This window comes from Nocardia amikacinitolerans NBRC 108937 (assembly GCF_001612615.1).
Lineage (GTDB): Bacteria > Actinomycetota > Actinomycetes > Mycobacteriales > Mycobacteriaceae > Nocardia > Nocardia amikacinitolerans.
Window position 1 is genome coordinate 163,984 of sequence record NZ_BDAU01000009.1, and the last position, 13,975, is coordinate 177,958.

Here is a 13,975-nt window from a genome sequence, read left to right on the forward strand (position 1 = left end):
GAAATGACACTGGAAGATATTCGCGGCGTCGTTCGCGGCCGGGTTTTTCTCCCCGGAGACGAGGAATTCGACGGCGCCGCGCGGGCGTGGAACCTCACCGTGCGCCAATCCGTGGCCGCGGTGGTCGAGATCGCCGATGCCGCCGACGCGGCGGCGCTGGTCCGCCACGCGAGCGGCACCGGGCTGACGGTCGCCACCCAGCCGACCGGCCACGGCGCGTCCGGAAACGGTGACGGCGTCATCCTCGTCCGCACCGCGCGCCTCGACGGTATCGAGGTGCACGCCGGCGAGCGGTGGGTGCGCGTCGGCGCCGGCGCGACGTGGGGGCAGGTGCAATCGGCCGTCGGCGCGCACGGTCTGACCGGTCTGGCGGGCAGCAACCCGGTCGTCGGCGTCACCGGCTACACCCTCGGCGGCGGGCTGAGCTGGTTCGGCAGGAAGTTCGGCTGGGCCAGCGACGGCGTGCGCGCGTTCGAGATCGTCGATGCCGATGGCCGTCCCGCGCGCGTCACCGCCGCGTCCGATCCGGAGCTGTTCTGGGCGTTGCGCGGAGGCGGCGGTGACTACGCGCTGGTGACCGCGCTCGAACTCGACCTGCACCCCGCGCCCGCGCTCTACGGCGGCCGCCTGATGTGGCCGGGCACCGCGACCCGCGCCGTCTTCGAGGCGTTCACCGAACTCACCGAGCGGGCTCCCGACGAGTTGTCGCTGTGGTTCCACCGCTTCCAATTCCCCGACGCCCCACCGATGGTCGCGCTCGACCTCGCCTATCTCGGCGATGCCGAGGCGGCCGGGGAACTGCTCGCCGGGGTGAACGCCATCGGCGGCGCGATCGCCGACAAGCGCGGCGAGCTGTCGGTAGCGAACCTCGGCGACATCACCGCCGAACCCACCGATCCGAGCCCGGCACTGTCCCGTGCCGAGCTGCTGACCGATCTCGACGACGCGGTGGCGAAGATCCTGCTCGACGATCCGCTCGCGCCGCTGGTGAATTTGCAGATCCGCCACCTCGGCGGCGCGCTCGCCGCGACCGGGCCGGAGCCGGAGCCGGGCGCCCGCGCGGCGGTGCGCGAGCCGTACCTGCTCTACCTGCTCGGCCTCGGTCTTCCGCACCTCGCCGAAGCGGTGACCGCCGAACAGCGGCGGATCGTCGGCGCGCTGGACGGCCATCTCGGCGCTGGCAAGCCGTACACCTTCCTGACGCCGGGGGAGCATGCGTCGGCAGCCTTCGACGCGTCGACGGTGAGCAGGTTGGCCGACATCAAACGGGCCCGTGATCCGCGAGGTGTCTTCCGCGCGAACTACCCGGTGCTCGGATGAGCTGAGGCGGACTCCCTCGGCCCCGATTTTCGGCGGACCCTCTCGGTCTGGCACAATGCACAGGTTGCCCTGGGTGCATGTCGACCCCGGGAGCATCCCTTAATTCGGAGCATGAACCGGTCGAGCACGCGCTGTGCCGCCAGGGTCCTCTGTTCGCGCGAACTCCAGAAGGATGGAAATGAACACCCTTGACTTCGTCGACGAAAAGTCGCTGCGCAGCGATGTCCCCGACTTCCGTCCGGGCGACACCCTCAATGTGCACGTGAAGGTCATCGAAGGCTCGAAGGAGCGCATCCAGGTCTTCAAGGGCGTCGTGATCCGTCGCCAGGGCGGTGGCATCCGCGAGACCTTCACCGTGCGCAAGGTGTCGTTCGGTGTCGGCGTGGAGCGCACCTTCCCGGTGCACAGCCCCAACATCGACCACATCGACGTCGTGACCCGCGGTGACGTCCGCCGGGCGAAGCTGTACTACCTGCGCGACCTGCGCGGTAAGGCGGCCAAGATCAAGGAAAAGCGCTGAGCGCTTCGCCCTGACCCGGCACGAGTGATCTTCACTGGCCCGGCACCGGACGCGAGTCATGGTGCCGGGCTAGTCTGTTCCGCGTGGCAGACGAAAGTGGGTCGGTGTCGGTGTCCGGATCGGACGACGAGGGGGGACGCCGCGGCAGGCGGCAGGCGAAGAAGCCGAAGAAGCAGCGCCCGTTCTGGCAGGAGCTGCCGGTCCTCATCGTGATCGCGGCCGTCATCGCCGCGCTGATGGTCAGCTTCGTCGGGCGGCCGTACGTGATCCCCTCCCAGTCGATGGAGGAGACCCTCCAGATCGGCGACCGCATCTACGTGCAGAAGGTCAGCTACTACGGCAGCGACCCGCAACCCGGTGACGTGGTGGTCTTCGTCGGACCGCCCTCCTGGAACACCCGCTACCAGTCGATCCGCTCGGACAACGCGATCGTGCGCGGCGTGCAGAACTTCTTCTCCTTCTTCGGCCTCGTGCCGCCCGACGAGAACGACCTGGTCAAGCGGGTCATCGCGGTCGGCGGCCAGACCGTGCAGTGCTGCGACGCGCAGGGCAGGGTCATGGTGGACGGCAAACCACTCGACGAGCCCTACGTCGAGAACGACTACCGCTGGCTGCCCGGCCAGCAGAACCCCACCTATCCCGCGGGCCGCGTGTTCGGTCCGGTGAAGGTTCCGGACGGGCACCTGTGGGTGATGGGCGACAACCGCAACCAGTCCGCGGACTCCCGCGCCCACGTCGGCGACGAGTTGCAAGGCACCGTCCCCATCGACAACGTCCGAGGCAAGGCCGTCGTGAAGATCTGGCCGCCGAATCGGATCGGGCTCATCCGTTCCCAGGACCCGCAGACCAACTGATCGGCGCGGCCGCAGGATAATTGGACGGTGGGGCAGGCCGGAGCAGTGGGTAACCGAATGACGGCAAGCAATGGGTGGCCGCCGCGCGTGGTGATGCGCAAAGCGGGCGGCTTGCGCACGCTGGAGGCGGCGCTGATCCGCAGCGGGCTCGGCCCGGTGGCGGGTGTGGACGAGGCCGGTCGCGGCCCGTGCGCCGGGCCGCTGGTCGTGGCGGCCTGCCTGCTCGCACCGAAGGCCTACGACAGACTCGCGGGCCTCGACGACTCCAAGAGGCTCACCGAAGCCACCCGCGAGCAGCTGTATCCGGTCATCACGCGGCTGGCGCTGGCCTGGAAGGTCGTCGTGATCCCGGCGTGGGAGATCGACTCGATCGGCATTCACGTGGCCAATATCGAGGGCATGCGCCGCGCGGTCGCGGGCCTCGGGCAGACTCCCGGCTACGTGCTGACCGACGGTTTCCGTGTCCCGGGCATTCCGGTGCCGTCACTGCCCGTGATCGGCGGTGACGCCGCGGCGGCCTGCATCGCGGCGGCCAGCATCCTGGCCAAGGTGACCCGCGACCGCATCATGGTCGAGATGGACCAGCGATTCCCCGGCTACGGTTTCGCGGCGCACAAGGGTTACAACACGCCCGAACACACCGCCGCGCTCGAGCAGCTCGGTCCGTGCAGCGAGCACCGGCGATCGTGGCGCAATGTGCGTGAGACGGCGGGATTGCGGCCGCTCGATCCGGCCGTCGAGTACGCCGACGCGGTGCTCGCCGACGGCCTCGAGGACAGCCGAGTGGCTACCGATGCCGCCCATGCGAGATGATGTGAAGAGACGACCAGGCGGTGTGAGCGTCAGGCCAGGAGGCGATAGCGCGGGGTAACCACGCGGGCCACGCGAACGCCGCCGATACGATGCAGTGCGGCGAGAAGGAGGACGTCCCACCCGATGAGTGCCGAGGACCTCGAGAAGTACGAAACCGAGATGGAGCTCTCGCTGTATCGCGAGTACAAAGACATCGTCGGTCAGTTCTCGTACGTGGTGGAGACCGAGCGCCGCTTCTACCTGGCCAACTCCGTGGAACTGCGTCCGCAGAACGCCGACGGTGAGGTGTACTTCGAGGTGCGCATGAGCGACGCGTGGGTGTGGGACATGTACCGGCCCGCCCGCTTCGTCAAGCACGTCCGGGTGATCACCTTCAAGGACGTCAACATCGAGGAGTTGGAGAAGCCGGACCTGCGGCTTCCGGAGTAGTCCGGTCGGCGGGAAGCGCTCGCGGACGGCGCTGGACTACGTCCGGCAGCGCCGCCCGGTAGACCTCGGACTCTCCGGCCATCCGCGAGCCGACAACAGCGTTCGCGTCGACCGAGCTTGCCTCGCCCAGGTCGCGGCCGTGCGTAGGTCGACGAGCACGCCGTCGGCAGCGCCTTACCACTGCGCTCCGACAACACGACCCGGCTGCGGACCGCGCGGCGGCGTGTTGTCCACAGCGGCGGCGTAGTCCACAGGGCGGGCATCGGCCCAGGTCACCGCGACCGGACCGCGGTGCGGCGCGGTCACGATCGTCGGGTGGCAGACAAACAGGCGCTCGGCGCATACGGGGAAGAGCTGGCGGCACGGTTCCTGCAGGACGCTGGCATGGAGATCGTCGTGCGCAACTGGCGTTGCCGGTACGGCGAGCTCGATCTGATCGCGCGTGATTCCGGGACCACCGCGTTCGTCGAGGTGAAGACCCGCAGCGGTCTCGGCTTCGGCACGCCTGCCGAGGCCGTCACCTTCGCCAAGCAGCAGCGCATCCGGCGGCTCGCGCTGCTCTGGCTGGCCGAGCAGGACGGTCCGTGGCGGCGGATCCGCTTCGACGTGATCTCGGTACTGATCCAGCCCGGCCACAACCCGGTGATCGACCACCTCGAGGCGGTCTTCTGATGGCGCTCGGGCGCGCCCATTCCGTCGCGGTGGCGGGCGTGGACGGGCAGTTGGTGGAGATCGAGGCCGACATCGGTCAGGGGCTGCCGTCGGTGCACCTGGTCGGCCTGCCCGACACCGCGCTCTCCGAATCGCGCGACCGGGTCCGCTCGGCGGTGGCCAATTCGGGGGAGAAGTGGCCGGACGGCCGCGTGATCCTGGCCCTGTCGCCCGCGACCCTGCCCAAGATCGGCAGCGTCTACGACCTCGCACTCGCGGTATCGGTACTGGACGCTGCGGGCGCGGTGCCCTCGGAACGGCTGGCGAAGACGGTGCTGCTCGGCGAGCTCGCGTTGGACGGGCGGGTGCGCCGGGTGCGCGGCATCCTGCCCGCGGTGATCACCGCGCGCAACGCGGGCTGTTCGACGGTGGTGGTACCCGAATGCGCCATGGCGGAAGCGGGTCTGGTGGAAGACGTCGAGGTGTTCGGCGCGGCGAGTCTGCGCGCCGTGGTCGCCTGGCTGCGCGGCGAGGCGGCGCTGCCGGAGCCGAGTGGCGAACTGCCCGACACTACGCACTCCTACGGCGACCTCAGCGAGGTGGTCGGTCAGGACGAGGCACGCTGGGCGCTCGAGGTGGCCGCGGCGGGTGGCCACCACCTGTTGCTCACCGGGCCGCCGGGCATCGGCAAAACCATGCTCGCGCAACGTCTTCCCGGTCTGCTGCCGCCGCTGTCGGAAGCGGAGGCGTTGGAGGTGACGGCGATCCACTCGGTGGCGGGCGCGCTGTCCGGCGATCATCCGCTCATCACCGTGCCGCCGTTCGTCGCGCCGCACCACTCCACCTCGGTCACGGCGATGATCGGCGGCGGCTCGGGCTCGGCCCGTCCGGGCGCGGTGAGTCGCGCCCACCGTGGCGTGCTCTTCCTCGACGAGTGCGCCGAGATCGGCGTCAAGGTCCTCGAAGCGATGCGAACGCCTTTGGAGGAAGGCGAAGTTCGCATCGCCCGCCGCGACGGGGTGGCGCGCTACCCGGCCCGCTTCCAACTGGTCCTGGCCGCGAACCCCTGCCCGTGCGCGCCCGCCCGCGACGTGGACTGCATCTGCGCACCTCTGGCCCGCCGCCGCTACCTCGGCAAACTGTCCGGGCCGCTGATGGACCGCATCGACATCTGGGTGCAGATGCACGGTCAGTCGGGCGCCACGTTCAGCTCCGACGCCGCCGAGAGCAGCGCGGTGGTGCGCGAGCGCGTCGCGGCGGCCAGAAAGGCCGCGCTGCACCGCTGGCGCGAGCACGGCTGGCTCACCAACGCGGAGGTCCCGGGACACGCACTGCGCCAACGGTTCCGACTGCCCCGCGAATCCGTCGCCCCGGTCGAGGCCGCCTTGCGCATGGGACGCATGTCCGCCAGGGGCGCCGACCGCGCCATCCGCGTCGCCTGGACGATCTGCGATCTGCGCGGTGCCGATGTCCCCAGCGCGCAGGACGTCATGTTGGCGCTGAACTTCCGCCAGCGGGGTGCGCAGTGAACACGCGGCGTGGCAGGGGTTTTGGCGCCGAGGTGCCGCCGCAGCCATCGATGGTGCGGTGCGGTGACCGCGCTGCGGCATCGACTCAACGGTGGGCGCCGTGCCGCGGCCGTGTGGCGATGTCCTTGTCGGCGGACGGCCGCGACGGGGGTGCGCGATGACCGGCGCGAGCCGAGCGGGGCGGGATGCCGTCGGGTACGAGGTGGTTCCCCGCGTAGGGGATGGCCACGGTTTCGATGGGCGGTCGGGCATTTCGCGGCCAGCCGCATATCTTGACGGTCGTCCGGACTGCACGGTTGAGCTCGATCGGGGCGGCGTCGACCGGCGCGCGGCTCGCGGGGGTCGAAGGGTTTCGATGGACGAGGACGGCGAGGGTGGTGTGGAGTCCGGCATTCGAGGCTTCGGCGGGGATGGTTCTGGTCCGGAGCGAGCGGTGTGGGCCGACGAGCGGGACGGGTGTGGGTCGGAGCTCGGTGTCGCGGGTTGTGGCGCGGACCCGAGTGGTCGGCGGCAAGCGCCCGGTGCGAAGTCGCGGGTAGTGGGTGGTGCGGGAACGGCGGACGAGCGGAAGTTGGCATGGGTGTACCTTTCGCGGGTCGTCGAAGGGCCCTGTGCGGCGTTGTCCGCGTTGATCGAATCGGTCGGGGTGGTGGAGGCCGCACGGGCGGTGCGCGAGTGCGAGTTGCCGGAGTCGCTGCGCGGACCGACCAGGCGGCGGCGCGAGATCGACTCGGCGGCGGACGATCTGGAGCTCATCGAGCGGATCGGTGGCCGGGTGGTGACGCCCGACGACCCGGAATGGCCCGCGTGGCGGTTGCTGGGGCTGAGCCAACTCGAGGTGGGGCGGGATCCGGACGGCGCGGTCCCGCTGGTGCTCTGGGTGCGCGGACCGCGGTCCCTGCTGGAGTCGAGCGAACGCGCGTTGGCGGTGGTCGGATCGCGGTGCAGCACGGGATACGGCAATCAGGTCACCGCCGAGATCGCCGGGGATCTGGCCGCCCAGGGCTGGACCATCGTGTCCGGCGCGGCGTTCGGCGTCGACGCCATGGCGCACCGCGCGGCGCTGGCGGTCGACGGGCCGACCATCGCGGTGCTCGCGTGCGGCGTGGACCGTCCGTATCCCGCACAGCACGAGCGGCTGCTCGCCGAGATCGCGGACGTCGGCCTGGTGGTCAGCGAGTATCCGCCCGGCACGGTCGCCAGGAAGCACCACTTCTTGGCGCGCAACCGCCTGATCGCGGCGTTTGCCGATGGTGTGCTGGTCACCGAGGCGGGACTGCGCAGCGGCGCGCGAAACACCGTGAAATGGGCGCGTCGACTGGGCCGCCCGGCGCTGGCGATCCCCGGGCCGGTCACCTCGGCGGCCTCGACGGGCTGCCATCGGATGATCCGCGACGGCGAGGCGCTGCTCGTCACCCGCACGGAGGAAGTGATCGATGAGGCCGGACCGCTGCGTTTGTCGCTGCCCGGCAGCGCGGGCGCCGTGCCGGACACCCCCGAGCACCTCACCGGCGACGAGGCCACCGTCTTCGCCGCCCTCCCCGCCATCGGCTCCCGCCTACCCCACGAACTGACCGGCCATTGCCCACTCTCCCTGCCCGCGATCCGCGCCGCCCTGGTCGCACTCGAGATCGCGGGGTTGGTCGGCCTCGACGAAACCGGTTGGCACCGAAAGGCGTTCAGGAAGTCGGGAGGACGCTCGTGATGATCAGGCCACAGTCCGTCCGTACACGGCGCGTGATCGCGGGAGCCCGGCGATGGTTGCGATCACGCCGACTCTTCGCGGGCTTCGCGAAAATGGTTCGCGACTTACGAAACCACGGGTTGCGACGTAGGACACCCCGAGACTCACGGCCCGGCGCGGGTTCTTGCCAACCGCCGCGCCGACCGCGACGGTGGTGGGGTGGACGAGTTGCCGGAGGATCTGGACGCGCTGTTGACGGAGTACGGGCGACACCTGCGGCTCGGTCGCAACCGCTCGGCGCACACCGTGCGGGCTTACCTCGGCGACGCGCGGTCGCTGCTGGCCCACCTGTACGCCCGGTCCCCGGATTCGGCGGTCCGAGAGCTGGACCTGACGCTGTTGCGGTCGTGGCTCGCCGCGCAGTCGGCGAACGGCGCGGCCCGCACCACGATGGCGCGGCGCGCGTCCTCGGCGCGCACGTTCACCGGCTGGCTGACGAAGACCGGCAGGCTGGAAGTGGATCCCGGCCTACGGCTCGGCTCGCCCAAGGCGCACCGGACGCTGCCAGCGGTGCTCGGCAGGCAGCAGGCGGTGGAGGCCATGGACGCCGCGGAATCCGGTGCGGCGCAGCACGATCCGATGGCATTGCGGGACCGGCTGATCGTCGAGCTGCTGTATTCGACCGGGATCCGGGTGAGCGAACTCTGCGGCTTGGACGTCGACGACGTGGACCGGGAGCGGCACTTGGTCCGGGTGCTCGGCAAGGGGAACAGGGAGCGCTCCGTGCCGTTCGGCGCACCGGCCGACCGCGCCGTCGCGGAGTGGCTGCGCTACGGCCGCCCCGCGTTCGCGACCGCCGAATCGGGGCGCGCGCTCCTGCTCGGCAGGCGCGGCAGGCGGCTCGACCAGCGGCAGGCAAGGACCGTGGTGCACGAGGTCGTTTCGGCGATCCCCGGCGCGCCCGACATCGCGCCGCACGGCCTCCGCCACAGCGCGGCGACCCACCTGCTGGAGGGCGGCGCGGATCTGCGTGTGGTGCAGGAGGTGCTCGGCCACGCCAGCATGGCCACCACCCAGCTGTACACGCACGTCTCCATCGAACGGCTGAAGAAGGTGCACGACCAGGCCCACCCTCGCGCGTGAGCCACCGGTCGGCGTCGCGCCCGCAATGGGGGCGCCGGTGTCGCCCACCAATGCACCGCTGACCTCGACCGTGACCGGCTCGCGACGACCTTCCACGACGCCGCCCCGATGTGCTTCCAGCTCGACGCGCGGCATGGGGTGCGCTGCCCGCGAGGCTCGTGGACGACCGCCCGGTCTACCACTACGCTGACGTTGCGGAACGTTTGCTTGCGGCACGAAACTGACCAGAGACGGAGTGGTGCCCGTGCACCCTGGCGGCGGAAGCGTGACCTCGGACGTCCCTGAGCGCCCGGCCGATTCGATCGTTGTCGTGCCCTTTGCCTGCCCGGCCCGCGAGGGGGCGGTGTGACACTCCCGGAAGTCGGTTCGGAATCGGAGGACGGCGAGGAAGGCGTCGACTACCGCTTCACGCTCGCCAACGAACGAACCTTCCTGGCCTGGATGCGCACCTCCCTCGGCCTGCTCGCCGGCGGTGTCGCGGTGCACACCCTGGTCCAGCCGTTCCACATGGCAGGCCTGCGCCGGACGCTCGCGGTCAGCTGCATCGTGCTCGCGGTCGTCGTCGCGATCGGCGGCTACCTGCACTGGCGTCGGGTCGGACACGCGATGCGCCGCGCCGAACCGCTGCCGGAGACGATATTGGTGCCGATCCTGTCGGCGGGCATCGGAGCCGTGTCGATCATGGCCTGTATCGCGGTGCTGCTGCGATGACGGCAAGGGACGTGGGACTGGCGGCCGAGCGCACCGCGCTCGCCTGGCGGCGCACGGCCATCAGCGCGATGGTCGTTGCCGCGCTGTGCGTCGACCACGCGCTGAGTTCCGGCTGGCGCGACGCCGCGATCGCCCCCGCCGCCGCGGCGCTGACGATGGTCGCGGTGGCGGTCACGGGCTACCTGCGCAGCCGGTGGTTACGTCACGGCCGCCGCGGCAGGGCCGACGGGGTCATCGCCGCGACGGCGCTGGCGATCTTGTTCGCCGGTGGTGTCGGGGTCGCGTTGGGTTTCACGGACCCACCGAGGTGATCCATTCCAGGACAGACGAATTCGGCAGAGTAGAAGGAGGAGGACGATGCCCGACGTGACCGAGCCGACCGAGGTGATCGTCGCCGCGCGGCAGCGCGCCGAGACGATGCTGCCGTTCGCCGACGATGCCGACCTGGCCGACGCCCGCCGCGGTTTCCTCGCCGCGCTCGAGCCCGGCGTGGTCACCCAGGACGACGGATCCGTGGTGTGGGACAACGATTCCTACGGCTTCCTGCGTGAGCCGTGCCCCGCTTCCGTCCACCCCAGTCTGTGGCGGCAGTCCGGACTGGTCGCCGAGCAAGGCCTGTTCGAGGTGACCGACGGCATCTATCAGATCCGGGGCTTGGACCTGTCGAACATGACGCTGGTCGAGGGCGGCCAGGGCGTCATCGTGATCGATCCGCTGATCTCCGCCGAGACCGCGGCCGCCGGTCTGCGGCTGTATCGCGAGCATCGCGGCGATCGTCCGGTCACCGGTCTCGTCTACACCCATTCGCACGTCGACCATTTCGGCGGCGCCTGTGGTGTCGCCACTCCGGAAGACGCCGCGGCGGGCCGGATTCCGGTGATCGCGCCCGCCGGATTCCTGGAGCACGCCGTGTCGGAGAACATCTACGCGGGCACCGCGATGGCGCGCCGCGCGGCCTACATGTACGGCGCCGTGCTGCCGAGGGGCCCGCTCGGCCAAGTAGGCGCGGGTCTCGGCCAGACCACTTCGATCGGCACAGTCACCCTGATCGCGCCGACCGTCGACATCACCGAGACCGGCCAGGAACTGACCGTCGACGGCGTGCGGATCGTCTTCCAGGTCACGCCGGGCACCGAGGCGCCCGCCGAGATGAACTTCTATTTCCCCGAGCGCCGGGCCCTGTGCATGGCGGAGAACGCCACCCACACCCTGCACAACCTCGTGACGCTGCGCGGCGCGCTGGTGCGCGATCCGCACGTGTGGGCCAAGTACCTCACCGAGGCGATCAATCTGTTCGCGCGCGAGTCCGACGTCGTGTTCGCCTCGCACCACTGGCCGACCTGGGGCACCGAACGCCTGGTGGAATACCTTGGCCTGCAACGTGATCTGTACGGCTACCTGCACGACCAGACGCTGCGCATGCTGAACCAGGGCTATGTCGGCGCCGAGATCGCCGAGCAGCTGACGCTGCCGCCCGCCATCGAGAACGCCTGGCACGCGCGGGGGTACTACGGCTCGGTCAGCCACAACGTCAAGGCGATCTACCAGCGCTACCTCGGTTGGTTCGACGGCAATCCGGCCCACCTGTGGCAGCACCCGCCGTTGGAATCCGCCCGTCGCCACGTGGAATTCATGGGCGGTGCCGAGGAGGTGCTGCGCAAGGCGCGCGAGTCCTACGCCGCGGGCGACTACCGCTGGGTCGCGCAGGTTGTCGATTACGTGGTCTTCGCCGAACCCGGCAACGAGGCGGCGAAAGACCTGCTCGCCGCGGCCTACGAGCAGCTCGGCTACGGCGCCGAGAACGCGACGTGGCGCAACTTCTACCTCAGCGGCGCGTACGAATTGCGCTACGGCTCGTTCGGCACGCCGACCAAGACGAATTCGCAGTCCATGCTCGCCGCGCTCACCATCGAGCAGATCTTCGACGCCATGGCGCTGCGCGTGGACGGTCCGAAGGCATGGGACATGCACGTGATCACCGACTGGAACCTCACCGACGAGGGCCGCGTGCACCGGCTGGAACTGCGCAACGGCAGGCTGACCCACTACGACCGGCCGGAGGGCGTCGCGCTGCCGGACGCCGACGCCGAGTTCACCCTCACCAGGGCGACCATGATCCGAGTCCTGTTGCAAGGCGAGGACTTCGGTGTCGCCGCCGCCGCGGGTGACATCGGCATCGAGGGAGATCCGACCAAGCTCGCCGCCCTGGTCGGTGTGTTCGACGAACCGGACCCGGACTTCGCCATCGTGACACCATGAGCCGCCGTGGGCCGGAAATCCCCTCGACCTGCGCGGACCGGCCCGCGTACGGTCGGTGCCCATGTCCACCGACACTGTCGACAGGTCCCTGCCGCTACGCGAGCGACTGCGTGCAGCGCTGCCCGCCGCCATGAAGGCGCGCGACCGCCACGCGTCCGCGGCCCTGCGCTCGGCCCTCGCCGCCATCGATAATGCCGAGGCAGTCGAGATCGGTGACGCGCGAGCGGGTGCGATCGAGGCAAGCGTGGTCGGGCTCGGCGGCGCGGAGGTCGAACGTCGGCAGTTGAGCGAGGCCGACATCGAGGGGATCGTCCGCGCCGAGATCGCCGAGCGGCTGACCTCCGCCGCGTCCTACGCCGACTTCGGGCGCGCCGACCGTGGTGCGGTGCTTCAGGCGGAGGCCGAGGCGTTGACCGCCCTGCTGTAGCCGCCACGCCGCAAGGGAGTTCGCTATTCTGGCTGCTGCCGGTCGATTCCAGGCGGTTCATAGGATGGGCGTGGCGGAGTTCGAGTTACTCACCGAGAGATTCCTCTCGGCGCTGCGCCGAGGCGGGGGCGACGTCTCGGCCGCGTGCCACGCCGCCGTGCAGGTACTTCCCGTGCAGCGGGCCGCCATCACGATCGATGAACGCGATGTGGGCGTGCAACCCTGGTGCAGCAGCGACGAGGTCGCGGCTCGGGTCGAGACGGTGCAGGCGACGGTCGGCGAGGGGCCCGCGGTCGACGCGGTGGCCACCGGCGTACCGGTCTCGGTCGTCGATCTGACCGCGAACTGCGGGCACTGGCCGGACTTCGCCGCCGCGCTGGCCCGCGAACCGGTTTCCGGCGCGATGACCGCCATGCCTCTGCGCTTGGGCGCGGTGCGATTCGGCGCGCTCGACCTGTATCGGACCAGCCCGGGTCACCCGAACGGGTCGATGATGGCGGCCGGACTGCACGTCGCCGACATCATCACCGCCCACCTTGTCTCGGCCGAGCCCGGCTCCGCCGAGCAAGCGGGGGAGTGGCTGCGCGGGCCGCTGGCGAGCGCGTCGATCCACCAGGCAGCGGGCATGGTGATCGCCCAGCGCGGCGTCGGCCCAGCGGACGCTTACGCCACGATGCGGAGTTATGCGGTGCGCCAAGGCATTTCGCTGGCGGAGGCGGCCGAGCGAGTGCTGCGGCGGCGCATCCGTTTCGACAGGGAAGCGCGTTGAACCGCTACCGCTCGGCCGGTGTGGCAAGCACGACCGCCGCATCGACGCGGCCCACCACGATGGCGCCCGCCAGTTCGGCCAGCCGCAGTCCGCACCGTCGCGCGTGCGCGCGCAGGCGGGCGAACGCCTCGGTCATATCGAGGTCGCCGCGCTCGGCGAGCACCCCCTTGGCCTGCTCGATGACCACCCGATCTTGCAACGCCACCGGCAGTCTGGCCTGCATCGGCTCGACCCTCGGTCGCAGCACGTGCTGCGCGATGCCGATGGCCGCGAGGTCGGCGAGGATCTGTCCCGACCGCACGGCGGCCCGGTCCAGCGCTCCGGGGGCCGCGCCGAAGATGGTCAGGGCGCCGATGTTGTCGGTGCGCAGCCGCAGCGGCAGGGCGTAGGTCGAACGGTAGCCGTGTTCCAATGCGTGCCTGGCGAATTCGGGCCAGACCAGGGTCGCGGCGGCGAGGTCGTCCACGATGGCCGGGCTGCTGGTGCGGTAGGCCTGCCCGGTCGGTCCGTCGACCGTTTCGACGAGCCACCGCGCTCGCTCGTCGGTGGCTGCGAGCACCCGCAGCTCGCCCCGATGGTCGCCGAGGAACAAACCGGCCTCGGCGCCGCCCGTCAGTTCGGTACACGCGTCGACAAGTTGCTGCGATAGCTCCACGACATCGAAATCGCTCGTCAGTGTGCCGACCGACCGCACAAGCACGTCCAGCAGCGGCGCGTGCGCTCCCATGGGGATCTCCCTGAGTGATCGCAATGAGTCGAGCGGAAGTGGAGCCTCATCTTTCATGTTTGCACCCGAATAGCGTTCGTGTCGACCGCGCTTCGGCATCACGCGTCGAATCGCCATGGCGGCCGACTGTTTCGGCGTG

Annotated in this window: 15 protein-coding genes; 14 read left to right on the forward strand and 1 reads right to left on the reverse strand. The window is 70.3% G+C overall.

Translation table 11 applies throughout. The features are described from left to right. Positions 1–3 precede the first annotated feature (3 nt). The 14 genes from NAM01S_RS08810 to NAM01S_RS08880 all read left to right on the forward strand — a co-directional run bounded on the left by NAM01S_RS08810 (position 4) and on the right by NAM01S_RS08880 (position 13,109). Positions 4–1,320, forward strand: coding sequence for an FAD-binding oxidoreductase (locus NAM01S_RS08810; RefSeq protein WP_067782168.1), 1,317 nt, complete (start codon positions 4–6; stop codon positions 1,318–1,320). Between the two features lie 178 nt (positions 1,321–1,498). Continuing rightward, positions 1,499–1,840 carry a 50S ribosomal protein L19 gene (gene rplS / locus NAM01S_RS08815; protein ID WP_011210681.1) on the forward strand — a complete coding sequence of 114 codons (342 nt, stop codon included), beginning with the start codon at positions 1,499–1,501 and terminating at the stop codon, positions 1,838–1,840. 83 nt (positions 1,841–1,923) lie between these two features. Continuing rightward, a complete protein-coding gene (lepB, locus tag NAM01S_RS08820; protein ID WP_067782171.1) occupies positions 1,924–2,694 on the forward strand; it encodes a signal peptidase I in 771 nt (256 codons plus the stop codon). Between the two features lie 57 nt (positions 2,695–2,751). Then, a complete protein-coding gene (locus NAM01S_RS08825; protein WP_084482673.1) occupies positions 2,752–3,507 on the forward strand; it encodes a ribonuclease HII in 756 nt (251 codons plus the stop codon). Positions 3,508–3,630: 123 nt separating this feature from the next. Beyond that, positions 3,631–3,936 carry a DUF2469 domain-containing protein gene (locus tag NAM01S_RS08830; RefSeq protein WP_011210678.1) on the forward strand — a complete coding sequence of 102 codons (306 nt, stop codon included), beginning with the start codon at positions 3,631–3,633 and terminating at the stop codon, positions 3,934–3,936. 315 nt (positions 3,937–4,251) lie between these two features. Beyond that, entirely contained in the window at positions 4,252–4,608 is a 357-nt protein-coding gene (locus NAM01S_RS08835) for a YraN family protein (RefSeq protein WP_067782692.1), read from the forward strand. Next, positions 4,608–6,116, forward strand: coding sequence for a YifB family Mg chelatase-like AAA ATPase (locus tag NAM01S_RS08840; protein WP_067782174.1), 1,509 nt, complete (start codon positions 4,608–4,610; stop codon positions 6,114–6,116). Before NAM01S_RS08835 ends, NAM01S_RS08840 begins: the two co-directional genes overlap by 1 nt. Before the next feature lie 571 nt (positions 6,117–6,687). After that, a complete protein-coding gene (gene dprA, locus NAM01S_RS08850) occupies positions 6,688–7,821 on the forward strand; it encodes a DNA-processing protein DprA (RefSeq protein WP_255284297.1) in 1,134 nt (377 codons plus the stop codon). A gap of 198 nt (positions 7,822–8,019) precedes the next feature. Further along, the gene (locus NAM01S_RS08855) at positions 8,020–8,943 is read left to right on the forward strand and encodes a tyrosine recombinase XerC (protein WP_174554786.1); all 924 of its coding nucleotides are present in this window, start codon (positions 8,020–8,022) and stop codon (positions 8,941–8,943) included. A 345-nt stretch (positions 8,944–9,288) separates the two neighbouring features. After that, a complete protein-coding gene (locus NAM01S_RS08860) occupies positions 9,289–9,654 on the forward strand; it encodes a YidH family protein (protein WP_067782183.1) in 366 nt (121 codons plus the stop codon). Further along, the gene (locus tag NAM01S_RS08865; RefSeq protein WP_067782185.1) at positions 9,651–9,965 is read left to right on the forward strand and encodes a DUF202 domain-containing protein; all 315 of its coding nucleotides are present in this window, start codon (positions 9,651–9,653) and stop codon (positions 9,963–9,965) included. The genes NAM01S_RS08860 and NAM01S_RS08865 overlap by 4 nt, the downstream gene beginning before the upstream one ends. A gap of 46 nt (positions 9,966–10,011) precedes the next feature. After that, entirely contained in the window at positions 10,012–11,913 is a 1,902-nt protein-coding gene (locus tag NAM01S_RS08870) for an alkyl/aryl-sulfatase (protein ID WP_067782188.1), read from the forward strand. A 61-nt stretch (positions 11,914–11,974) separates the two neighbouring features. Continuing rightward, on the forward strand, positions 11,975–12,340 hold the full coding sequence (locus NAM01S_RS08875; protein ID WP_067782190.1) for a GatB/YqeY domain-containing protein: 366 nt from the start codon (positions 11,975–11,977) through the stop codon (positions 12,338–12,340). Positions 12,341–12,410: 70 nt separating this feature from the next. Beyond that, positions 12,411–13,109 carry a GAF and ANTAR domain-containing protein gene (locus NAM01S_RS08880; protein WP_169810823.1) on the forward strand — a complete coding sequence of 233 codons (699 nt, stop codon included), beginning with the start codon at positions 12,411–12,413 and terminating at the stop codon, positions 13,107–13,109. Between the two features lie 4 nt (positions 13,110–13,113). Here the strand turns inward: NAM01S_RS08880 and NAM01S_RS33840 are convergent, their stop codons facing one another. Beyond that, positions 13,114–13,836 (reverse strand): GAF and ANTAR domain-containing protein, encoded by a 723-nt coding sequence (locus NAM01S_RS33840; protein ID WP_067782194.1) that lies wholly within the window; start codon positions 13,834–13,836, stop codon positions 13,114–13,116. Positions 13,837–13,975 lie beyond the last annotated feature (139 nt).

Excerpts from the sequence above, each read along its gene's own strand:
- NAM01S_RS33840 (WP_067782194.1), bottom strand. The coding sequence starts at position 13,836 with ATGGGAGCGCACGCGCCGCTGCTGGACGTGCTTGTGCGGTCGGTCGGC.
- NAM01S_RS08875 (WP_067782190.1), top strand. The coding sequence starts at position 11,975 with ATGTCCACCGACACTGTCGACAGGTCCCTGCCGCTACGCGAGCGACTG.
- NAM01S_RS08840 (WP_067782174.1), top strand. The coding sequence starts at position 4,608 with ATGGCGCTCGGGCGCGCCCATTCCGTCGCGGTGGCGGGCGTGGACGGG.
- NAM01S_RS08825 (WP_084482673.1), top strand. The coding sequence starts at position 2,752 with ATGACGGCAAGCAATGGGTGGCCGCCGCGCGTGGTGATGCGCAAAGCG.
- NAM01S_RS08810 (WP_067782168.1), top strand. The coding sequence starts at position 4 with ATGACACTGGAAGATATTCGCGGCGTCGTTCGCGGCCGGGTTTTTCTC.
- NAM01S_RS08870 (WP_067782188.1), top strand. The coding sequence starts at position 10,012 with ATGCCCGACGTGACCGAGCCGACCGAGGTGATCGTCGCCGCGCGGCAG.
- NAM01S_RS08865 (WP_067782185.1), top strand. The coding sequence starts at position 9,651 with ATGACGGCAAGGGACGTGGGACTGGCGGCCGAGCGCACCGCGCTCGCC.
- rplS (WP_011210681.1), top strand. The coding sequence starts at position 1,499 with ATGAACACCCTTGACTTCGTCGACGAAAAGTCGCTGCGCAGCGATGTC.
- NAM01S_RS08830 (WP_011210678.1), top strand. The coding sequence starts at position 3,631 with ATGAGTGCCGAGGACCTCGAGAAGTACGAAACCGAGATGGAGCTCTCG.